18 protein-coding genes and 2 tRNA genes are annotated in these 21,951 nt (G+C 40.8%); all 20 read left to right on the forward strand.

The features are described from left to right. Positions 1 to 82 precede the first annotated feature (82 nt). The 20 genes from mfd (at position 83) to cysK (ending at position 21,951) form a co-directional block, all read left to right on the forward strand. Positions 83 to 3,616, forward strand: a complete 3,534-nt coding sequence (gene mfd, locus AB986_RS19845) for a transcription-repair coupling factor (protein ID WP_048313415.1) — start codon at positions 83 to 85, stop codon at positions 3,614 to 3,616. Positions 3,617 to 3,855: 239 nt separating this feature from the next. Next, positions 3,856 to 4,386 carry a stage V sporulation protein T gene (gene spoVT / locus AB986_RS19850; protein ID WP_048313393.1) on the forward strand — a complete coding sequence of 177 codons (531 nt, stop codon included), beginning with the start codon at positions 3,856 to 3,858 and terminating at the stop codon, positions 4,384 to 4,386. 129 nt (positions 4,387 to 4,515) lie between these two features. After that, on the forward strand, positions 4,516 to 6,108 hold the full coding sequence (locus AB986_RS19855) for a putative polysaccharide biosynthesis protein (protein ID WP_048313394.1): 1,593 nt from the start codon (positions 4,516 to 4,518) through the stop codon (positions 6,106 to 6,108). Between the two features lie 3 nt (positions 6,109 to 6,111). Beyond that, positions 6,112 to 7,569, forward strand: a complete 1,458-nt coding sequence (yabN, locus tag AB986_RS19860) for a bifunctional methyltransferase/pyrophosphohydrolase YabN (protein ID WP_048313395.1) — start codon at positions 6,112 to 6,114, stop codon at positions 7,567 to 7,569. Between the two features lie 14 nt (positions 7,570 to 7,583). After that, positions 7,584 to 7,844 (forward strand): RNA-binding S4 domain-containing protein, encoded by a 261-nt coding sequence (locus AB986_RS19865; protein WP_048313396.1) that lies wholly within the window; start codon positions 7,584 to 7,586, stop codon positions 7,842 to 7,844. 149 nt (positions 7,845 to 7,993) lie between these two features. Beyond that, the gene (gene yabP / locus AB986_RS19870) at positions 7,994 to 8,302 is read left to right on the forward strand and encodes a sporulation protein YabP (protein WP_048313397.1); all 309 of its coding nucleotides are present in this window, start codon (positions 7,994 to 7,996) and stop codon (positions 8,300 to 8,302) included. After that, positions 8,299 to 8,889, forward strand: coding sequence for a spore cortex biosynthesis protein YabQ (gene yabQ, locus AB986_RS19875; protein WP_048313398.1), 591 nt, complete (start codon positions 8,299 to 8,301; stop codon positions 8,887 to 8,889). Before yabP ends, yabQ begins: the two co-directional genes overlap by 4 nt. An 11-nt stretch (positions 8,890 to 8,900) precedes the next feature. Then, entirely contained in the window at positions 8,901 to 9,284 is a 384-nt protein-coding gene (locus AB986_RS19880) for an FtsB family cell division protein (RefSeq protein WP_048313399.1), read from the forward strand. A gap of 74 nt (positions 9,285 to 9,358) precedes the next feature. Beyond that, complete coding sequence (locus AB986_RS19885; RefSeq protein ID WP_048313400.1) at positions 9,359 to 9,844, forward strand: S1 domain-containing RNA-binding protein; 486 nt, start codon at positions 9,359 to 9,361, stop codon at positions 9,842 to 9,844. Positions 9,845 to 10,032: 188 nt separating this feature from the next. Beyond that, positions 10,033 to 10,109: transfer RNA gene (locus AB986_RS19890), tRNA-Met, on the forward strand. An 11-nt stretch (positions 10,110 to 10,120) separates the two neighbouring features. Further along, positions 10,121 to 10,195: transfer RNA gene (locus tag AB986_RS19895), tRNA-Glu, on the forward strand. A 475-nt stretch (positions 10,196 to 10,670) separates the two neighbouring features. Next, complete coding sequence (gene spoIIE / locus AB986_RS19900) at positions 10,671 to 13,130, forward strand: stage II sporulation protein E (protein ID WP_152671049.1); 2,460 nt, start codon at positions 10,671 to 10,673, stop codon at positions 13,128 to 13,130. 72 nt (positions 13,131 to 13,202) lie between these two features. Next, positions 13,203 to 13,937 carry a VWA domain-containing protein gene (locus AB986_RS19905; RefSeq protein ID WP_048313401.1) on the forward strand — a complete coding sequence of 245 codons (735 nt, stop codon included), beginning with the start codon at positions 13,203 to 13,205 and terminating at the stop codon, positions 13,935 to 13,937. Continuing rightward, positions 13,906 to 14,883 carry a serine/threonine protein kinase gene (locus AB986_RS19910; RefSeq protein WP_048313402.1) on the forward strand — a complete coding sequence of 326 codons (978 nt, stop codon included), beginning with the start codon at positions 13,906 to 13,908 and terminating at the stop codon, positions 14,881 to 14,883. The genes AB986_RS19905 and AB986_RS19910 overlap by 32 nt, the downstream gene beginning before the upstream one ends. 90 nt (positions 14,884 to 14,973) lie before the next feature. Then, positions 14,974 to 16,377 (forward strand): tRNA lysidine(34) synthetase TilS, encoded by a 1,404-nt coding sequence (tilS, locus tag AB986_RS19915; protein WP_053216275.1) that lies wholly within the window; start codon positions 14,974 to 14,976, stop codon positions 16,375 to 16,377. Next, complete coding sequence (gene hpt / locus AB986_RS19920; protein WP_048313404.1) at positions 16,377 to 16,916, forward strand: hypoxanthine phosphoribosyltransferase; 540 nt, start codon at positions 16,377 to 16,379, stop codon at positions 16,914 to 16,916. The genes tilS and hpt overlap by 1 nt, the downstream gene beginning before the upstream one ends. 70 nt (positions 16,917 to 16,986) lie before the next feature. Continuing rightward, the gene (gene ftsH / locus AB986_RS19925) at positions 16,987 to 18,900 is read left to right on the forward strand and encodes an ATP-dependent zinc metalloprotease FtsH (protein ID WP_048313405.1); all 1,914 of its coding nucleotides are present in this window, start codon (positions 16,987 to 16,989) and stop codon (positions 18,898 to 18,900) included. A gap of 173 nt (positions 18,901 to 19,073) precedes the next feature. After that, entirely contained in the window at positions 19,074 to 19,859 is a 786-nt protein-coding gene (locus AB986_RS19930; RefSeq protein ID WP_048313406.1) for a type III pantothenate kinase, read from the forward strand. A gap of 197 nt (positions 19,860 to 20,056) precedes the next feature. After that, positions 20,057 to 20,938, forward strand: a complete 882-nt coding sequence (hslO, locus tag AB986_RS19935) for an Hsp33 family molecular chaperone HslO (RefSeq protein ID WP_048313407.1) — start codon at positions 20,057 to 20,059, stop codon at positions 20,936 to 20,938. A gap of 86 nt (positions 20,939 to 21,024) precedes the next feature. Continuing rightward, complete coding sequence (gene cysK, locus AB986_RS19940; RefSeq protein WP_048313408.1) at positions 21,025 to 21,951, forward strand: cysteine synthase A; 927 nt, start codon at positions 21,025 to 21,027, stop codon at positions 21,949 to 21,951.

Here is a 21,951-nt window from a genome sequence, read left to right on the forward strand (position 1 = left end):
GGAAGAGAACCAAAGCATTTTTGCGTTCTTAAATGAGAGTAATAGGACGGGTTATAGAGTGAGAGGGGAGAATATGCAAACGATGTTAGGTTTAAGAGAATATTTCAGTAAAGGCGATGAATTTCAGTCGGTCTTTTCCGGGGTAGAAGAGGGTCTTAAAGAACAGCTTGTTGCAGGATTATCTGGATCTGCACGTATGCTTCTTATGGCCTCCCTTTACCATGAAACAAAGCGCCCACAGCTGATCATTACACATAATCTGTATCAGGCTCAAAAACTATACGAAGATATGAGCGAGCTGGTCCCTTCTGATGAAGTGTATTTATATCCAGTAAATGAGCTCATTTCTTCAGAAATTGCTATTGCAAGCCCCGAGTTGAGGGGACAGCGAATGGAAGCCCTAAACTATTGGATGAAGAATAACAATGGGATTGTGATTGCTCCTATTTCTGGGGTGAGACGGTATCTTCCTCCAAAAGATGTATGGGAGAAGAGTCAAGTCTCCTTCTCAGTAGGTGACGACATTCCGCTTGATCAAACACTAGAAACGTTTGTTGCTATGGGGTATGAGCGTGTACCAATGGTTTCGTCCCCTGGTGAATTTAGCGTTCGTGGCGGTATTATCGATATTTATCCACTAACGGAAAACAATCCAATTCGAATTGAATTGTTTGATACAGAGGTCGACTCGATTCGATTCTTTGATATTGAATCACAACGATCAGCTAATAAGACCGATCGAATTACGATTGGGCCTGCGGATGAAGTTGTTTTGTTTCCTGAGCATTATGAAAAGGGAGCTGATCGACTTCAACAGGAGCTTCAGCTTTCAATGAAGAAGGTTAAGGATCAAAAAGCGAAAGAAGCTATGCACTCAAACATCACTTATGAAATCGATCAGTTAAAGAACAAACAAAGTTTCCAGGGTGTTATTAAATACATGGACTTTTATTATGACCAACCTGCCAGTTTACTAGATTATTTACCTAAGGATGGTCTTGTTGTATTTGACGAAGTGAGTAGAATTCAGGAAATGTCAGCGGATCTGGATAAGGAAGAAGCAGAGTGGCAAACAGCCCTTCTTAACCAAGGGGAAATTGTGTCATCCGTTTCCCTATCGAGATCTTATGATACGTTGTTCTCAAAACCTACTCACTCTACATTGTACCTGTCTATTTTTCTAAGGCATGTTCCTTATACGAATCCAGAGAACATTCTTAATGTATCGAGTAAGGCTATGCAGAATTTCCACGGGCAAATGAAGGTGCTAAGTACTGAAATTGAACGGTGGAAGAAGAGCGGAATGGCTATCGTATTTCTTGCTGCTTCTGAAGAGCGTCGTAAAAGACTTGAACGAGTACTTGAAGATTATGATATTAACGCCATGATGGTTGAACAGGATACGCCTATTTCTCATAAGGAGCCACAGATTTTAATTGGTAGCCTTAATGGTGGCTTTGAGCTTCCTATGCAAAAGCTTGCTGTTCTAACTGAAGCTGAAGTCTTTACGAAACAGTCGAAAAAGCCAAGACGTTCTCAGAAGATGTCCAATGCAGAACGTATTAAAAGTTATTCTGAACTAAAAGTTGGCGATTACATTGTTCACGTAAACCACGGAATAGGAAAATATCTTGGTATTCGTACACTAGAAGTTAGTGGCATTCATAAAGATTATCTTTATGTGAGCTATGCTGGAAACGACAATTTATATGTTCCTGTTGAACAGATCGATCAGGTTATGAAATATGTTGGTTCAGAAGGGAAAGAGCCTAAATTATATAAGTTAGGTGGAACAGAATGGAAGAAAGTAAAGCGGAAAGTACAATCTTCTGTTGAGGACATTGCAGATGATTTAATCAAGTTATATGCCGAACGTGAGGCGAGTGTTGGTCATAGTTTTGAGAAGGATACGGAAGAGCAGAGAGAGTTTGAAGCAGCCTTTCCTTATCAAGAAACAGACGATCAGCTTCGCGCCATTCAAGAAATCAAAGAGGACATGGAGAAATCACGACCTATGGATCGCCTATTATGCGGTGACGTAGGATACGGAAAGACAGAAGTGAGCATTCGTGCGGCCTTTAAAGCTATTATGGATGGAAAGCAAGTTGCTTTCCTTGTCCCGACAACAATCCTAGCTCAACAGCATTTTGCAACGATACAGGAGCGTTTTGCCGATCATCCAATTAATATTGGATTATTAAGCCGATTTCGTTCACGCAAAGAACAGAATGAAACGCTAAAAGGGTTGAAAAATGGAACAGTCGACATTGTGATTGGAACTCATAGGCTACTCTCAAAAGATGTCACGTACAATCAGCTAGGACTTCTTATTGTCGATGAAGAACAGCGCTTTGGTGTAACGCATAAAGAGAAAATTAAGAAGCTAAAAGCAAACGTAGACGTGCTAACACTCACTGCAACACCAATTCCACGGACGCTTCATATGTCAATGCTTGGGGTGCGTGATCTTTCAGTTATCGAAACGCCACCAGAGAACCGCTTCCCTGTTCAAACGTATGTTGTCGAATACAGTGGAACTCTTGTAAGAGAAGCGATTGAACGAGAGCTTGCCAGGGGAGGACAGGTGTACTTCCTATATAATCGGGTGGAATCAATAGAGTATATGACCGATCAAATTAGAACACTCGTCCCCGAGGCAAGGGTCACCTATGCTCATGGACAGATGAGTGAAACAGAACTTGAGTCAGTCATGATTGATTTTCTTGACGGGAGCTTTGATGTGCTCGTAAGCACGACCATTATTGAAACGGGAGTGGACATTCCGAACGTAAATACGCTTCTAGTCTATGATGGCGATAAAATGGGACTTTCCCAACTTTATCAGCTACGTGGGCGTGTTGGACGTTCCAATCGAGTTGCCTATGCTTATATTACGTATCAAAGAGATAAAGTACTAACAGAGGTAGCGGAGAAGCGATTGCAAGCAATTAAAGAATTTACGGAGCTCGGCTCAGGGTTTAAGATTGCGATGCGAGATCTGTCTATTCGGGGAGCAGGTAACTTGCTTGGTGCTGAGCAACATGGCTTTATTGATTCAGTCGGGTTTGATCTTTACTCTCAAATGCTAAAAGATGCAATTGAAGTACGAAAAGGTGACAAGCCAAAGGAAGAAGCATTTACAATCGAAATTGATCTTCAAGTGGATGCGTACATTCCAGGAACATACATTGATGATGAGAAGCAAAAAATCGACATGTATAAACGTTTCCGTTCAATTGATTCTCTGAAGGATATTATGGACTTACAGGATGAGATGATGGATCGTTTTGGGGATTTCCCTGAAGAAGTTGACTACCTTTTCCAAGTTTCACGAATGAAAGAAATTGCGAAAGAATTAAAGGTTGAGAAAATTGGTCGTAGCAAGAAGGACATACAGCTTCTTTTCCATGAATCCGCTCGCGAAGCAATCGGTGGCGAAACCATTTTTGATGTCGCTAACGAATTTGGTAATAAGTTAGCATTGGGCGCCGATGGTGACAAAGTAAAGGTAACGATTAAAGGAAGAGGCCTTGAAACAAAAGATCATTTGCAACTTGTGGAGAACGTTTTAAAGAAAATGAAGAAGGCGATCAAGCAACCAATCAATGCGAAATAAGGTGAAACTAACCATCAGAGGGGTTTTTTACCCCACTGATGGTTAATTGAACCAGAGGTTTTTTCTGTCTCTCAAGGGAGGGATGAAGACTCTTTTTTGGATGTACAGCACATTTTTGACAGAATTGTGAATAGAACTCATACGTCGAAAAGATACTAATGGAAAGATCATGTAGATTACACCATCTTCACAGTGATTGGAGCAATCTCATACCATTTCCAGAAAGCGAGGCAACTTAGATGAAAGCAACAGGTATCGTTCGTCGTATTGATGATTTAGGTCGTGTTGTCATCCCAAAAGAGATTCGCAGAACACTCAGAATCAGAGAAGGAGATCCTCTAGAAATATTCGTTGATCGGGAAGGAGAGGTTATCCTTAAGAAATACTCTCCGATTAGCGAGTTAGGGGACTTCGCGAAAGAATATGCAGAATCACTTGCAGAACATTCCGGTCATATCGCGCTAATTTCTGATCGTGATGTTTACATTACGACTGCTGGAGGTTCCAAAAAGGATTATCTCAACAAAAGCATTGGTGATGTAGTCGAAAAAGCGATGACTGAGCGTAGATGTCTATTAAACGAAGATAAATGTGAGCTCATTGAAGGTGTTCCCGTTGATACTGGACATGTGATTGCTCCTATCATTGCGAATGGCGATCCAATCGGAACAGTCATATTGCTTGCGAAAGAGGCAGACAAGGTATCTGAATTAGAGCAGAAGCTTGCTGAAACAGCTGCTGGTTTTCTTGCGAGACAAATGGAACAATAGAGCAATAAAAAGTGGAGGCTTATGCCTCCATTTTTTGTGTGTTTCAATGTTTGAAAAGTTTTCCACTTTTCATCTTATGATATAATTCGTACATAATAATATGGTTGAATTTACGTTTGGTAGGTGTGTATGACGTCAAATGAAAATCAAAAAGGATTCTGGCATGGCGCACTTCTGCTCACCGCAGTAGCTCTTTTTATGAAGGTTTTGAGCGTCGGTTATAGAATTCCTTATCAAAATATAACAGGTGACATCGGGTTTTATGTCTATCAACAAATTTATCCCTTTTACTCTATTGCCATTATTCTTGCTACATATGGGTTTCCGGTTGTCATCTCGAGACTTGTTGCTGAACAAATGGCAAGAAACAATAGCGAGAAGGCAGAGGAAATTTCGCGCTATAGTTATTATGTTCTTACTTTACTTGGACTAATTGGATTTGCGGCTCTTTATATAGGGGCACCAGCATTAGCTGATTTAATGGACGATACAGGATTAATCATGCCACTGCGCGCTACAGCATTGTCGTTTCTCATTATGCCTGGTATTGCTTCTATTAGGGGATATTTTCAGGGGCACGAAAATGTTATTCCTACTGCATGGTCTCAAGTTACTGAACAGACTGTTCGTGTAATCGCTATTCTTGCCATATCCATTAGTCTCGTTATGAATGGATATGGAGCTTATTCGACTGGAACAGGTGCAGCACTAGGATCTCTATTGGGCGGAGTTGCTGCACTCGTGCTTCTAGTTGTTGTTCGAATAAGAGTGCGTAAAGTACAAGTGATCCCTCGCCGCATTAATGCATTGCGTTTTTGGGGGATTGCACGCAGGCTTTTAACAGAAGGCACACTGATTTGTGTGAGTGCATTGGTGATGGTGCTCTTTCAGTTAATGGATGCATTAACAATTGTATCGGGTTTATCTGAGTATGGCTTATCATCGATAGAAGCTCGGGAAACCAAAGGCATATTTGATCGTGGTCAACCTCTCATCCAAGTAGGAACAGTTCTTGCTACATCATTGTCGCTATCGATTGTTCCCGTTATTTCCAAAGCAAGAGCAGAAAAGAATAACTTGCTCATTCAAGAAAAAGCAGGACTTTCTCTTAAAATAAGCTTTGTTATTGGGCTGTCTGCAGCAGCAGGACTTGTTTGCATTATGAGTGAAACCAATACCATGCTTTTTACAGATGATTCACTTTCACGTACGCTTAGCTTTCTTGCAGTTTCAATATTATTTAGTTCGCTCGCTATGACTGCGGCAAGTATTCTGCAGGGGATTGGGCTTGCAAGAACGGCTGCGCGATATGCTGGATTGGGTATTCTCTTGAAGGGCTTTTTGAACATCGTTCTCGTTCCAATTATAGGAATTGACGGCGCTGCAATAGCAACAGTTATTGGACTTGCAACTGTTGCGTTGCTTACGATCTATGCTGTTCATTCTAAAGTCGGGCTTATTCAATATCCGTTTCATATTGGTCGTACCATTACAGCGGTGCTCATCATGTGTAGTGCAGTTATTATGCTTCAAATCCTATTTCCTTCAGTAGGTTCAAGAACCCTAGCTAGTGTATCTGCATTAGGTGGAGCAGTAGTAGGGGCTTCAGTTTTGGGATTAACACTCATGATGATCGGCGTCTTTACGGATAACGAATTAGTGCAGTTACCCAAAGGCCATAAAATAAGGTTATTACAGAATAACTTAAGAAAAGGAGTCTAAGGCATGACACAAATAACAATTGTTGGTACAGGAGCTGGCGATTTAAGTCAGCTTTCTCTAGGAAGTTACCGAACGCTTCAGTCTGCAGAAAGAATTTTTGCAAGAACGCTTGATCACCCTGTCTTAAGGGAATTGATTGAAGATGGAATTTTGATGACAGGGTTTGATGCAATTTATGAAGATCATAACTCCTTCGAAAGCACGTATCGCGCTATTGTAGATCGGCTATTTGAAGAAGCGAAAAAGGGATCCTTAGTCTATGCAGTACCAGGTCATCCTATGATGGCTGAATCTACAGTTCAACTGTTATTAGAGGAACAAGAAATGCATGGTATTGAAGTGATAGTAGCTGGAGGACAAAGCTTTCTAGATGCGCTCTTTACTGCTGTACGAATTGATCCAATTGAAGGGTGTCAAATTCTTGATGCGACCCGTTTCGCTAAACCTGAAGTTCAGGTGCGAAACCACCTCATTTTTGTACAAGTCTATGATCAATTTACCGCTTCTAACGTCAAGCTTACGCTAATGGAGCTTCTGCCAGATGACTATGAAGTAACAGTACTCCAGGCTGTAGGCAGCCGTGAGGAGAAAGTTATTAAGGTGCCGTTGTATGAACTTGATCGTGCAATGGAAGTTAATAACTTAACTGCCGTGTACGTTCCACCCGTTCGTGATGAAAAGCTACTCTATCACGATTTTGGATGGTTAAGACAAGTAGTAGCCACTTTACGTGCGCCTGGTGGGTGCCCGTGGGATATGAAGCAGACGCATCAATCTCTTAAGAAATACCTTATTGAAGAATCATATGAAGTACTCGAAGCAATTGACGAGGATGATGAGGATCATCTTGCAGAAGAGCTTGGAGATGTGTTGCTTCAAGTGTTACTGCATGCACAAATCGGTGAAGAAGAGGGCATGTTTACAGTAGATGATGTTATCCAGAACCTCAGTGATAAATTAATTCGACGTCATCCTCATGTGTTTGGAGATGAGAAGGTAGAAACAGCCGAAGAAGTTGCCGGACTATGGAATCGGGTGAAAGAGGGAGAGAAGGAGATTTCCCCTTCTCAGTTTGATGATGTTACGAAAGGACTTCCAGGATTAATGCGCGCAAATGAACTTCAGAAGACTGCTGCAAAAGTAGGATTTGATTGGGATGAAGTTGAGCCTATTTGGCAGAAAATCCAGGAAGAGCTGTCTGAATTTAAAGAAGCCGTACAGGAGAAAACCTTTGAGGACCAGGAAGATGAACTTGGGGATTTGATCTTTGCACTCGTCAATTTAGCGCGTTTTTATAAAATCGATCCAGAAGTGGCGGTTCATCGAACGAACCAAAAATTCATTGCTCGTTTTCAGCATATTGAGAAACGGGTAAAGGAAAAGGGATTGCAATTAGAGAAGTTATCTCTTGAAGAATTAGATCACTTTTGGGAAGAAGCAAAGCAAAAAGGAATCAAGTAAGGAGAGAGAAAACCATGAGATTAGATAAATTTCTTAAAGTTTCACGAATGATCAAGCGTCGCTCCATTGCTAAAGAAATATGTGACAAAGGACGCATTGAAGTGAATGGTAATAAAGCAAAAGCAGGTACAACCGTTAAGCCTGGTGATGAACTAGTGATTTCCTTCGGTCATAAGAAAGTAACGGCGCGTGTTGATGAACTAAAAGAGACAACGAAAAAAGATGAAGCGGCTAGCATGTTTACCATTGTGAAAGAAGAAGCAGCAGGCGAATAGGAAAAGACCCAAGCGGGTCTTTTTTTGTTGCTCACAAATGATTCTTTTAGGTATTAATCTCTCTCTTATTAGAATATAGATGCCATACACAGCTTGTTCTAAATGCCTCATTCAGTTCATAGAATTGTATCGAGAAGAGGAGGAGAGCGATGGATAATTACTATGAGTATGGTTCGTATGAGAAGTCAGCTAACACACCTGAACATGATCTTGTGATGAAATCTCGTAAATCACTTGAAATTACAGGAGTCAAGCATGTCGATAGCTTCGATAACGAAGAATTTCTTCTTGAAACAGCGATGGGTTTTCTTGCTATTAGAGGACAACATTTAAAAATGAAAAATTTAAATGTCGAGCAAGGGAGAGTATCAATTGAAGGTAAGATATTTGATCTCAGTTATCTTGATCATCACGAAGGGGAAAAAGCTAAAGGTTTCTTTAGTAAGTTGTTCAAATGACGCTAACTGTTCAATTTTATACAATGATCGCCATGGTGGCTATGGGGGTGTGGCTTGGTGTAGCCATGGATACCTATAGCCGTTTTCTTCATCCAAGGAAGAATAAAAGTATATGGCTTTACGGAAATGATATTGTGTTTTGGTTAATGCAAGGTCTTCTTATTTTCTATGTTTTGTTCGAAGTAAACGAAGGTGCGCTGCGATTCTATGTCTTTCTTGCGTTATTATGTGGGTACGCAGCATATCGAGCTCTTTTTCAACAGTTATACCGCAATAGTTTAGAACGAATTATTATAGTAGTAATTGGACTCTTTCATTTTGTTCGTTCACTATTTATACACCTCATCTATAAACCAATTCGGTTTATATTGAAAGTTCTATTAAGCTTATGTATGATGATAGTGAGTGTCGGGGTAACCATTTTTTGGTTTATCATTAAACTTTTTTGGGTACCGTTTAAGTGGATCCTTTTATTGTTGTGGAAACTAATTCCTCGATCTGTTCGCTCATTACTAATAAAAACAGCAGGACTTGCCGATAAAATAAAGAACTACATATACCATTGGATGTCTAAACTAAGAAAGTGAGGAGGGAAAGCTTGGTTACTGCGAATAAACACAAGCCTAAAGTGACAGAAGTTCATTCGGATTATCATCAGGAGAAACAGCTTCAGGACAAAGTTAGAGAACGTAGACGGAGAGGCCTTGTCCGACGTCTCACTGCATTCGCGGCAGCTGCTTTAGCCACAGCTATTCTATTTATCTCCGTATTCACTTCACAGGCTTCAACGATCGAAGAAAAGAATCTACAGCAAAAGCAGGCTGAAGAAGAATTGGTACGTCTTAAAGAGCAGGAAACTTATTTAACGGAAGAAATTGAGAAACTTAATAATCTCGATTATATCGGTGAACTGGCTAGAAGAGACTACTTTATGTCAAAACCCGGTGAGACAATCTTTAAGCTTCCTTCTTCCTCAAATTGACACGCTGTTTTTTCAAGGGGTATAATTAACGTACGACTGATCTTTTAAAGATTCTAAGGAGGAGCTTTTTTTACATGGCAATCGAAGTAGGCAGCAAGTTACAGGGAAAGGTAACAGGCATTACAAATTTTGGCGCGTTTGTTGAACTGCCAGATGGCAAAACAGGTCTCGTTCACATTAGTGAAGTTGCAGACAATTATGTGAAGGACATTAATGATTTTCTAACAGTTGGCGATCAGGTTGAAGTAAAGGTCATCCAGGTTGAAAACGACGGTAAGATTGGTTTATCAATCAAAAAAGCAAAAGATCGACCAGCTTCTGAACGTCCTCAGGGACGCCCTCAAGGTCGTCCACAAGGTGGAGGCCGACCTCAAGGAGGCGGCGGAAGACCTGGCGGTGGTGGTTTCAAAGGTAAGCCACGCGGTGGTGGTGGCCGTCCGCAAGTAGAATCATTTGAGGATAAAATGAGCAAGTTCCTTAAAGATAGTGAAGACCGCCTTTCAACCTTAAAGAAACAAACTGAGTCAAAACGAGGTGGTCGCGGCGCTCGTCGCGGCTAGGGCTTGTTGTCTACTAATTCATATTTTCTAAACAAAACAGGCATGCATCTGCATGCCTGTTTTGTTATTACTGAAAGATGTACAATGGTATTATGAAAAGCAATCATTAAAAAGTATGAAAAATAAGTTGACACAAACTTACGTGCAATGTATTATATATCTTGTGCTTAAGAAAGCAACAGTCATATGGCGGTGTAGCTCAGCTGGCTAGAGCGTACGGTTCATACCCGTGAGGTCGGGGGTTCGATCCCCTCCGCCGCTACCATATTTTCGTTTGGCCCGTTGGTCAAGTGGTTAAGACACCGCCCTTTCACGGCGGTATCACGGGTTCGAATCCCGTACGGGTCACCACTATTATTTAATTTAAATGATAACTTCGTAAATACATAGTTTGATAAAAAAGCCCTGCATTTCATAAAATGCAGGGCTTTTTTTGTGTATACATGGATTGTAAGTTGAAAAGTAAAACGTTGATCCAAGGTGAAATAACTTATCTCTGAAGAATGTGGTAGTTATTTTCTTTTTTATCTTTAACATTTCGACCTTTTTATTTCCAGTTGACATGACACCTATAAAAAGAAAGCAAACCCGACTATTACTAGATTTGTGCTTGCTAACACACTTCCCTCCTACTTCCAGTTGTTTACAGATTTCTCTAGTCTCTACAACTGATTGACAAGCTTCAGGGAAAGAAGTCGAGAAGTTTATCCATTACTCGTACTTTTTTTTGACAAAAAGCGAATATTGCCTGTGCTTTAATATATATCACAAACTGCTTTAAGCAGATCGGCGATGAAAAATAGGATGAAAGAAAGCAGGTGGGGGAATGCAAAGCGAGTTAGTAATGGAAAGGTCAAAATCGAGGATGGGAAAATGGGTACATGGATTGAAAGCTAAGTTGGAAATTGTCCTTTTTCAACGAGGACTTTTGCTTTTTGTTATTGGGTTCCTGTTAGGACGAGCTGTTATTCTTACGCAAGTGACGCCTTTTGCGATTCCTTTCTTTGGGGCAGTGTTCTTCTTGAAGCGTGAACGTGCACCGATGATTATGATTGCTCTTTTGGCTGGTGCAGCTTCCACATCAAATTTCTATAATACAGCGTTTATTATGCTCGGTATTATTGTTTTCTTAATCATCAATCGATTCATTAAGTTATCTTCTCTGTCACTTGTTAGGACACTACCTATACTTGTTTTTGCTACAAGTTTGTTAGGAAGGTTAGCTTTAAGTCTAATTACAGAACGATCACTGATGAATACTAACTGGATACTAGCGGCTGTAGAAGGTGCGCTAGGAATGATATTAACAATTATTTTCATCCAAAGTATACCCGTTCTTTCTATGAAAAAAAGAACGGCGGCACTTAAAAATGAAGAAATCATAAGTTTTATTATTCTCTTAGCGACAATGTTAACAGGGACGATTGGATGGGTCGTCTATGGCTTTTCAATTGAAAATATATTATCGCGGTACCTTGTTCTTATTTTTGCGTATGTGGGTGGTGCGGCTATTGGTTCGACCGTAGGGGTTGTAACTGGTTTGATTCTCGCTCTTGCAAACGTTGCCAGTCTCTATCAGATGAGTATGCTTGCTTTTTCAGGGTTATTAGGAGGGTTGCTAAAGGATGGGAGAAAAATAGGTGTCGGTATGGGGTTATTAATCGGCACCTTGTTAATTGCCCTCTATGGAAGCGGACCTGAATTTCTGTATCCTAATCTGATGGAGTCTGCTATCGCGGTACTATTGTTTTTCTGTACACCTTCCGGAATTACATCACAGCTTTCAAAATATATACCTGGCACAGTTGAACACGCCAACGAACAGCAACAGTACTTAAGAAAGGTTCGTGATGTTACAGCAAATCGAGTCGAGCAATTCTCGAATTTATTTCAAGCCCTTTCGAGTAGCTTTACAGATGTCGACGTTCAACAAGATGATCAGAGCGAAAGGGAAGTTGACTACTTTCTCAGTCATGTTACTGAGAAAACCTGTCAGAACTGCTTTAAGAAAGAAACGTGTTGGGCAAAGAATTTTGATAAAACATATGATTATATGACCGGAATTATGCATGAACTTGAGCAAACAACAGAATTAAAGAATTATAGTTTGAAAAGAGATTTTGATCAACATTGTATTAAGGCAAATAAAGTCATAGATATTATCGGAAAGGAGATGAGTCATTACCACGCTAACCGTATGTTAAAGAAGCAGGTCCGTGAAAGCAGAAAAATCGTAGCAGATCAGTTGCGAGGCGTATCACACGTAATGGGAGACTTTGCTAAAGAGATACAAAAAGAGCGTGATAATCTTCATCAGCAGGAAGAACAAATTATGGATGCGATTCAAAGTATGGGGCTTGAGGTTGGACAAGTTGAAATCTATAGCCTTGACGAGGGAAATGTCGACGTTGAAATGAAGATACCGGCATGTGGAGGTCGGGGAGAAGGAGAAAAAGTTATTGCTCCAATGTTATCAGACATTTTAAAAGAAAATATAGTCGTGAAAAAAGAGGTTTGTGCAGAACACGAGCATGAAACTTGTCATCTTTATTTTGGATCAGCAAGAGATTTTATTGTAGAAACGGGTGTTGCGAATGCTGCGAAAGGAGGAGCTTGGATATCAGGGGATAGTCATTCGACGATTGAATTAGGTGCAGGTAAATATGCTATTGCGATTAGTGATGGAATGGGGAACGGAGAGCGAGCGCACCAAGAAAGTACAGAAACGATTCAACTGCTTCAGAAAATTCTTCACTCAGGCATAGATGAAACCGTTGCGATTAAATCGGTGAATTCCGTTCTTTCGCTTCGTAACACGGACGAAATTTTCTCAACACTTGATCTTGCTATGATTGATTTGCAGGATGCATCAGCTAAATTCCTCAAAATTGGGTCGATCCCTAGCTTTATCAAACGCGGAGATCGAGTCATGATGATCGAATCAGCTAATCTACCAATGGGAATTATTCCTGAATTCGATGTGGAAGTGGTTAGTGAACAGCTGAAAGCTGGGGATTTGTTAATTATGATGAGCGATGGGATTTATGAAGGTGTGAAAAACATTGAGAATCCGGAGTTCTGGATGAAGCGTAAAATAAGGGAACTAGCAACAGATAAACCTCAAGAAATAGCTGATCTGATAATGGAAGAAGTGATTCGAACAGAGTATGGAAGAATTGATGATGATATGACAATCGTCGTAGCAAGGGTGAAGAGGAACATTCCGAAATGGTCTACGATTCCAATCTATTCGGCACCTTCATTCAGAAAGAAAAAAGCACAATAGGATCAATCTACAGCATGTATAAACTCTCCTCCTGAAGGCGATGCTTGTAACAGCAAAAAAGGAGGAGTCGAGATGAAAAAAGGAACGCTTAGACAGATTCTATTAATAACAGACGGATGTTCTAATCAGGGGGAAGATCCGGTTGCAATGGCGGCTCTTGCAAGAGAGCACGGGATGACGGTAAATGTTATTGGTGTACTTGATGAAAATGAGCGGACTGACAGCGGACTTAAGGAGATTGAGAATATTGCTTTATCTGGAGGGGGCATCCACCAGCTAGTTTATGCTAGACAATTGTCGCATACGGTGCAGATGGTTACGCGGAAAGCGATGACTCAGACGATCCAGGGATTTATTCATAAAGAATTACAATCTATTCTAGGTGCCGAAAAAGAGATAGAAGATTTACCGCCTGATAAGCGGGGGCAGGTGGTAGAAGTGGTAGATGAACTGGGGGAAACGATGGATCTTGAAGTGTTGATTATGATTGATACGAGTGCGAGCATGCAGCATAAACTTCCAACGGTAGAGGATGCCCTTCTAGACCTTTCCATTAGTCTCCACTCAAGAATTGGTCAGAATGAATATGCTTTATATGCATTTCCCGGGAAACGGAAGCAAGTCGAACAACTGATGGATTGGACACCTCAAATGAAAGATATTCATACGATTTTTCCTAAGCTGAGCTCTGGTGGTATCACACCAACAGGTCCTGCACTTAAAGAAGCAATTGAAGCCTATCAGAAAAAACGTTCAAAGAGAGGACTGCTAGAAGATGGCGGCTACTTCGAAGAATCAGGCAGCTAATGTTCCTCGTGGAACAAGAATAAGAGGGAAATGGAACAAACAAAGCTATCAAGTTATTAAAAAGCTTGGTAACGGCGCGCTCGGCACCGTTTATTTAGCAGACTCTAACAGAGGAAACGTAGCTATCAAAGTAGGGATTGATAGTATGTCAATTACTTCTGAAGTCAATGTTCTCAAACAGCTTTCGATGGTCCAGGGAACGGTTCTTGGGCCGTTTTTCTATGAGGTCGATGATTGGGAGATGAACGGAAGGTGTTATCCTTTCTATGTAATGGAGTATATCAATGGAGAGCCGCTTTTTTCCTTTATTGAGAGAAGGGGGAAAGAATGGCTTGGCATCTTGATGCTTCAGCTTCTACGTGATTTAGGAGCACTTCACCGTGAAGGATGGGTGTTTGGAGATCTAAAGCCGGATAATTTACTCGTTGAAGGATCACCACCAACTATACGCTGGCTTGATGTTGGGGGTACAACAGGAATGGGGAGGTCTGTTAAAGAGTTTACCGAATTCTTCGATCGTGGATATTGGGGGCTCGGAACGAGAGTTGCAGAACCTTCATATGATTTGTTCTCTGCTGCAATGGTTATGATTAATGCAGCCTATCCGCAGCGTTTTGAAAGACCTAAGAAGGACTCAGAACTTTTTCTACTGAACAAAATAGAGAAAAGTCCACTTCTTAATGCTTACAAGCCGATTCTTAAAAAGGCGCTTAAGGGAAGTTATCAAAATGCTTCAGAAATGCGCCAAGAACTCTTCTCACTTCTGCAGGGTGTAAAGTCGGTAGCAAGTAATCGTTCCCCTACATCATCTAAATCGAGAGTGAAATCGAGACAAAAACGTCAGAAACCAAAGAAGCAAAAGCGTTCTGGGTGGATTGAAACTGTTCTTTTGTTCGCTTTTATTCTGTTCTTTTATACTTTATACTTAGTTGGCCATGTCTTTTAATGATAAAAAGGTTTGAAGAAGACACCGTTAGGCTATTAGTACTAAATGAAAAACTGTTTTGATAAACAGGAAGCGAGAGGAAGACAGAGGTTGTTACAGGATGTTGACCGTTTTATCGAGAAACATGATTTGTTGGGCAAAAGAGATACCGTTGTCGTTGGTGTTTCGGGAGGACCAGATTCTATCGCATTACTCCACTATCTAACGAATGCGCTTTCCGACTATCAATTATCGGTTATTGCTGCGCATATGAATCATGAACTCCGGGGCGAGGAATCACTAGAGGATCTTGCCTTCGTGGAACGGTATTGTAAGCAAGAAGGAATTACTTTTGAGGCTTCTTCCGAAGATGTTGGTCGTTACAAAGAAGTTCACCAACTATCAACGCAAGTAGCTGCAAGGGAATGTCGCTATCATTTTTTTGAGCAGGTTATGGAAAGGTATCACGCAAATGCTCTCGCACTTGCTCATCATGGTGATGATCAGATTGAAACAATGTTGATGAGGCAAGTCCATGGTAGCACTGGTGCTGGTTTAGCTGGTATGCCTGTAAAACGACCGTTTTCAACCGGGATGATCATTCGTCCATTTTTAGGTATAACAAAAGAGCAGGTTTTGGATTACTGTGATACTCACTCGCTTTCATATCGAATCGATCCATCTAATTCAAGCGACCGATATGTGAGAAATCGTTTCAGACATCATGTATTGCCCTTTTTAAAAGAAGAGAATCCAAGTGTCCATCTGAGGTACCAGTTATATAGTGAACGTCTACAAAGTGACGAGCAGTATTTAATGCAGCAAGCAAGCGCTCATTTGGAAGATGTAATCGTTGAACAAAATGACAAATTTGTGAAGTTGGATATCAAGTCGCTTCAAAGCCTGCCTATTCCTTTACAAAGAAGAGTGATTCATCTAATATTAAATTATCTTTATACAGGCAATGCTCCTTTTTCTTCTATACATATTGAGGATTTGCGGTTAATGTTCGATTCTGAGCACCCTTCTGCTTCCCTTAATCTGCCCCTAGAACTGAGGGCGGTAAAATCTTATACCACCTGTTATTTTTCTTTTGAAACCTTTTTGCATCCAGAACCGTATGAGTATCATCTATCTTTGAGAGGCTCTGTGGAAACACCGCTCGGAACGATTACGGCCGTTCCAATCGATTCGATTCCACCACAACTTTCTCCTAATGATCTCATAATGGAAGAAGTGGCTTTTCCATTGGTAGTGCGCTCAAGACATTCTGGTGATCGAATTCAGCCAAAAGGCATGATAGGAACGAAAAAGGTAAAAGATATTTTTATCGACCGTAAAATAGACCGTTCAGAGCGTGATGTTTGGCCGATTGTTGAGGATCGAATGGGTCACATCATTTGGGTCGCTGGAGTTACTCGTTCTGAAAAAGCAACACTGTCTGCAAAAAAGAATAAGCTCGTGCATTTACATTATGCAAAAAAATTACATAGGTTGGGAGGGCAATACCACTGATGTTAAATGAAATTCAAGAAACATTAATTAGTGAAGAACAAATTCAAGAGAAATGCCGTGAATTGGGTAAGAGACTTTCTGATGAGTACGATGACCGCTTCCCACTTGTGATTGGCGTACTAAAAGGTGCAATGCCTTTCATGGGTGATTTAACAAAGCGTATGACTTGCCATCTTGAAATGGACTTTATGGACGTATCAAGCTATGGCAATTCAACCGTATCTTCTGGTGAAGTTAAGATTATCAAGGATCTTGACACATCTGTAGAAGGGCGAGACGTCCTTATTCTTGAAGATATTATTGATAGTGGTCTAACGCTAAGCTATCTAATCGATCTGTTGAAATACCGTAAAGCAAAATCGATTAAGATTGTGACGCTTCTTGACAAGCCAACTGGCAGAAAGGTTGATCTTAAGCCTGATGTTGCTGGTTTCATCGTTCCAGATGAGTTTGTTGTTGGTTATGGTCTGGATTTTGCTGAAAGATACCGTAACCTACCGTTTATCGGTATTCTTAAGCCCGAGATTTATCAAGGTTAATTTGTTGTAGTCAGTTGTGCCAATATGGTAAGATAATCTATGGTTTCCTGTTCGTGGGAGGAGGTAAGGAATGAATCGTATCTTCCGTAATACAATATTTTATTTGTTAATATTCCTCGTCGTAGTAGGTGTTGTTAGCTTCTTTAACGGAACAAACAATGACACTAATGTATTAGATTACGGCGAATTTCAATCAAAACTGAATAATGGTGAGATTCAAGAATTAACGCTACAACCTGAGCGTGGTGTATACACTGTTACTGGTCAGTTAACAGGTGATGGAGAGGATAACACTTTCGTTACCAACGTACCTGACTCACAGAACGCTATAGAAAATATTATCAACTCAGAGAACACAACGGTAACAGTTGAAAAGGCACCTGAGCAAAGCGGCTGGGTTACTTTTCTAACATCGATTATTCCTTTCATTATTATTTTCATTTTATTCTTCTTCTTGCTTAACCAGGCTCAAGGCGGCGGTGGCCGTGTTATGAACTTTGGTAAGAGTAAAGCGAAGCTATACAGTGAAGAGAAAAAGAAAGTAACATTTAAAGATGTAGCTGGAGCTGATGAAGAAAAGCAAGAACTTGTCGAGGTTGTTGAATTCTTGAAAGATCCTCGTAAGTTCGCAGCAGTGGGCGCACGTATTCCAAAAGGTGTTCTTCTAGTAGGACCTCCGGGAACTGGTAAGACATTGCTAGCACGAGCTGTAGCTGGTGAAGCTGGAGTACCGTTCTTCTCGATTTCTGGTTCTGATTTCGTAGAAATGTTTGTTGGTGTTGGTGCTTCACGTGTACGTGATCTATTCGAAAACGCCAAGAAAAACGCACCTTGTATTATCTTTATTGATGAAATTGACGCAGTTGGACGTCAGCGTGGCGCGGGTCTTGGCGGCGGTCATGACGAGCGTGAACAAACGCTTAACCAACTTCTAGTTGAAATGGATGGATTTAGTGCAAACGAAGGAATCATTATCGTTGCAGCTACTAACCGTCCTGATATTCTTGACCCGGCACTTCTTCGTCCTGGACGCTTTGACCGTCAAATTCCGGTAAACCGTCCTGATGTTAATGGTCGTGAAGCAGTCCTAAGAGTCCATGCACGTAACAAGCCTCTCAGTGATGAAGTTGATTTAAAAACCATTGCGATGCGTACACCAGGATTTTCTGGTGCGGATCTTGAGAACTTGTTAAACGAAGCTGCACTTGTTGCTGCACGTCATGACAAGAAGAAAGTAGACATGAATGACATTGACGAAGCAACGGACCGTGTTATTGCAGGACCTGCTAAGAAAAGTCGTGTTATTTCTCAGAAAGAAAAGAACATTGTTGCATACCATGAAGCGGGTCATACCATTATTGGTACCGAGCTTGATAATGCTGATATTGTTCATAAAGTTACCATCGTCCCGCGTGGACAGGCAGGCGGCTATGCTGTAACCCTTCCTAAGGAAGACCGTTACTTGATGACGAAGCCTGAGTTAGAAGATAAAATTATCGGTCTACTTGGTGGTCGTGTAGCAGAAGAAATTACGTTTGGTGAAGCAAGTACTGGTGCAAGTAATGACTTCCAACGCGCAACAGCGATCGCTCGTAGCATGGTTACAGAATATGGTATGAGCGAAAAGCTTGGTCCTATGCAGTTCGGTTCTGGTTCAGGAGGAAACGTCTTCCTAGGACGTGATATCCAGAATGAACAGAACTATAGTGATTCATTTGCTAATGAGATTGATCTTGAGGTTCAGAAGATCATCAAATCATCATATGAACGTTGTCGCAAGATCTTACTTGATAATCAGGACAAGTTAAATCTTGTAGCTGAAACGCTTAAAGAGCTTGAAACGCTTGATGCTGAACAAATCCGTTCTCTTGTTGAAGATGGTAAACTTCCAGAAGGACACCATGCAAATGGTACTTCAGAAGATGTGAAAGTAAACATCTCTAAGAAGGAAGAGAAACCTGAAGATAACGAAGAACAAGAATAAGTAAGTAAAGCAGGGTGTTTAACGACACCCTGCTTTTTTATATGGTTTGGTTGTTATCATATGCTTTTTGTTGATGGTAAACGTTTTCAAAAAAGAACTTCGTTTTTGAATACAATGTATGGTATAACTATAGAGAGCATGATAGAAGTTAATTTTTTGAATAAGGTGATAATATGATACTAGTGCTTGACGTAGGGAACACGAACATTGTTCTAGGAGTATATGAAGGTGAAGAATTAACGCATCACTGGCGTATGGGAACAAGCAGAAAGCAGACAGAAGATGAATATGCAATGGTCATTAAAGGTCTCTTCTCTCATGAAGGTCTTTCCTTTGAAGATGTTGAAGGCATTATTATTTCATCTGTTGTTCCACCAATTATGTTTGCTCTTGAGCGTATGTGCCAGAAGTATTTTCATCATAAACCATTAGTAATTGGTCCTGGAATTAAGACAGGACTCAATATAAAGTATGATAATCCTAAAGAAGTGGGAGCTGACCGAATTGTAAATGCTGTTGCAGGTATTCACTTATACGGAGCGCCGCTCATCATTGTTGATTTTGGAACAGCGACAACCTATTGCTATATAGATGAACAGAAGCAATACGTTGGAGGTGCAATTGCACCTGGGATTAACATTTCAACGGAAGCTCTGTACATGCATGCAGCGAAACTTCCGCGAATTGAAATTGCGAAGCCAAATCATATTGTAGGCAAGAATACAGTGAGTGCCATGCAAAGCGGTACATTATACGGCTATGTAGGACAAGTAGAAGGTATTGTATCTAGAATGAAGAAACATGCTACTAAAGAACCGACTGTGATTGCAACTGGTGGACTTGCCTCGTTAATTGCTGAAGAGTGTAGTTTGATTGACGTTGTTGATCCATTTCTAACGCTAAAGGGTCTCCATTTAATTTATAATAAAAACAAAGAAGAACTAAACGCATACCGATAGAGGGATGCGTTTTTCCTTTTTTCTTAATATGTTTGTGGATTTTAGAAAGTTTAGTTTAGGCAAAGGGTAAAGTAGTAAGATACAATAACTTTTCTGTAGATAGTAAACGTCACTTCGGTTTGTCTGAATGGAACTTCTTATTCAAATCATGTATCGTGTAATTGGGTGAATGCCCTTAGTGAAAGGAGAAATAGATAATGAATGATTATTTAATTAAAGCACTAGCATTCGATGGCAATGTTAGAGCTTATGCGATATCAAGTACTGAAATGGTAGCGGAAGCACAGCGTCGTCACACAACGTGGCCAACAGCCTCTGCTGCTCTAGGACGCGCAATGACTGCTTCTACAATGATGGCTTCTGGCCTTAAAGGTAAGGAAAAGATAACTGTCAAAATCGAAGGCGGCGGCCCGATTGGGGCAATTATCGTTGATGCTAATGCTCAAGGTGAAACGCGAGGATATGTTAGCAACCCGCACGTTCATTTTGATCTTAATGAGCAGGGTAAGCTAGATGTTGCTCGTGCAGTTGGACGCGACGGATTTCTATCTGTTGTAAAAGACATCGGTATGAGAGAGAAGTTTACCGGTCAGGTTCCGATTGTCTCTGGTGAACTTGGAGATGATTTTACTTACTATCTCGTAACATCAGAGCAGGTTCCTTCTGCAGTTGGTGTTGGTGTTCTAGTTAATCCAGATAATACTATTCTTTCTGCAGGTGGCTTTATGATTCAATTGCTTCCGGGAGCAGAAGAAGAAACGATTCGCTTTATCGAGAAACGTATTGAAGCTATACCGCCAATTTCTAAGCTCATTCAAGATGGTAAGACGCCAGAAGAAATTCTAAATGAACTTCTTGGGGAAGAAAACATCAAAATCCTTGATAAAATGCCGGTTAAATTTGAGTGCAGTTGTTCCAAAGAGCGTTTCTCAAACGGTATTATGGGACTTGGGAAAGAAGAAATTAATAATATGATTGAAGAAGACGGAGAAGCTGAAACGTCTTGTCATTTCTGTAACGCGCATTATCATTTCTCGAAAGAAGAGTTACAAGAGCTGTATAAGGAAAGTAAACTATAGAATTTTGAAATTGACAGTTAATCACAGGGGTGCTATTCTTTAACTTAGATAATCCCTATTAAAACACTCGGGTTTGAGGAGGCGTGATGATGAGAGTAGCAAATTCAATTACAGACCTAATCGGTCAAACACCAATTGTTAAACTGAATCGCATCACAGATGATAACCACGCAGAGGTGTATTTAAAGCTAGAATTTATGAACCCAGGAAGCAGTGTGAAAGATCGTATTGCTTTGGCAATGATTGAAGCTGCTGAAGAGAAGGGTGAGCTCAAAGCTGGAGATACGTTCGTTGAGCCGACCAGCGGTAATACTGGTATTGGTCTTGCGATGGTCGCTGCTGCAAAAGGCTATCAGGCTGTGCTCGTTATGCCTGATACGATGAGTGTGGAGCGCCGTAATCTATTAAAAGCGTATGGAGCTAAGCTTGTCTTAACTCCTGGTTCTGAGGGTATGGGCGGAGCAATTCGCAAAGCGGAAGAACTAGCAAAGGAACATGGTTACTTTATGCCGCAACAATTCCAAAACGAAGCCAATCCTGAAGTACACCGACGTACAACTGGTAAAGAAATTATTGACCAGATGGATAGCCTTGATGGATTTGTAGCAGGAATCGGTACTGGTGGTACCATTACAGGTGCTGGAGAAGAACTCAAGAAGCACTTCCCTTCCATTAAGCTCTATGCAGTAGAACCAACTGACTCGCCAATTTTATCTGGTGGTAAGCCTGGACCTCATAAGATCCAAGGAATTGGAGCGGGTTTTGTACCATCTATTCTAAACACTGAAGTGTACGATGAAGTTATTCAAGTGCAGAATGATCAGGCGTTTGAATGGGCTAGAAAAGCTGCTCGTGAAGAAGGAGTACTAGGTGGTATTTCATCTGGTGCTGCAATCTATGCAGCACTGGAAGTAGCGAAAAAGCTTGGTAAGGGTAAGAAAGTGTTAGCTGTCATTCCAAGTAATGGTGAACGCTATCTTAGTACACCACTTTTTCAATTTGACGATGAGTGA

This window comes from Guptibacillus hwajinpoensis, assembly GCF_001039475.1.
Lineage (GTDB): Bacteria > Bacillota > Bacilli > Bacillales > Guptibacillaceae > Guptibacillus > Guptibacillus hwajinpoensis.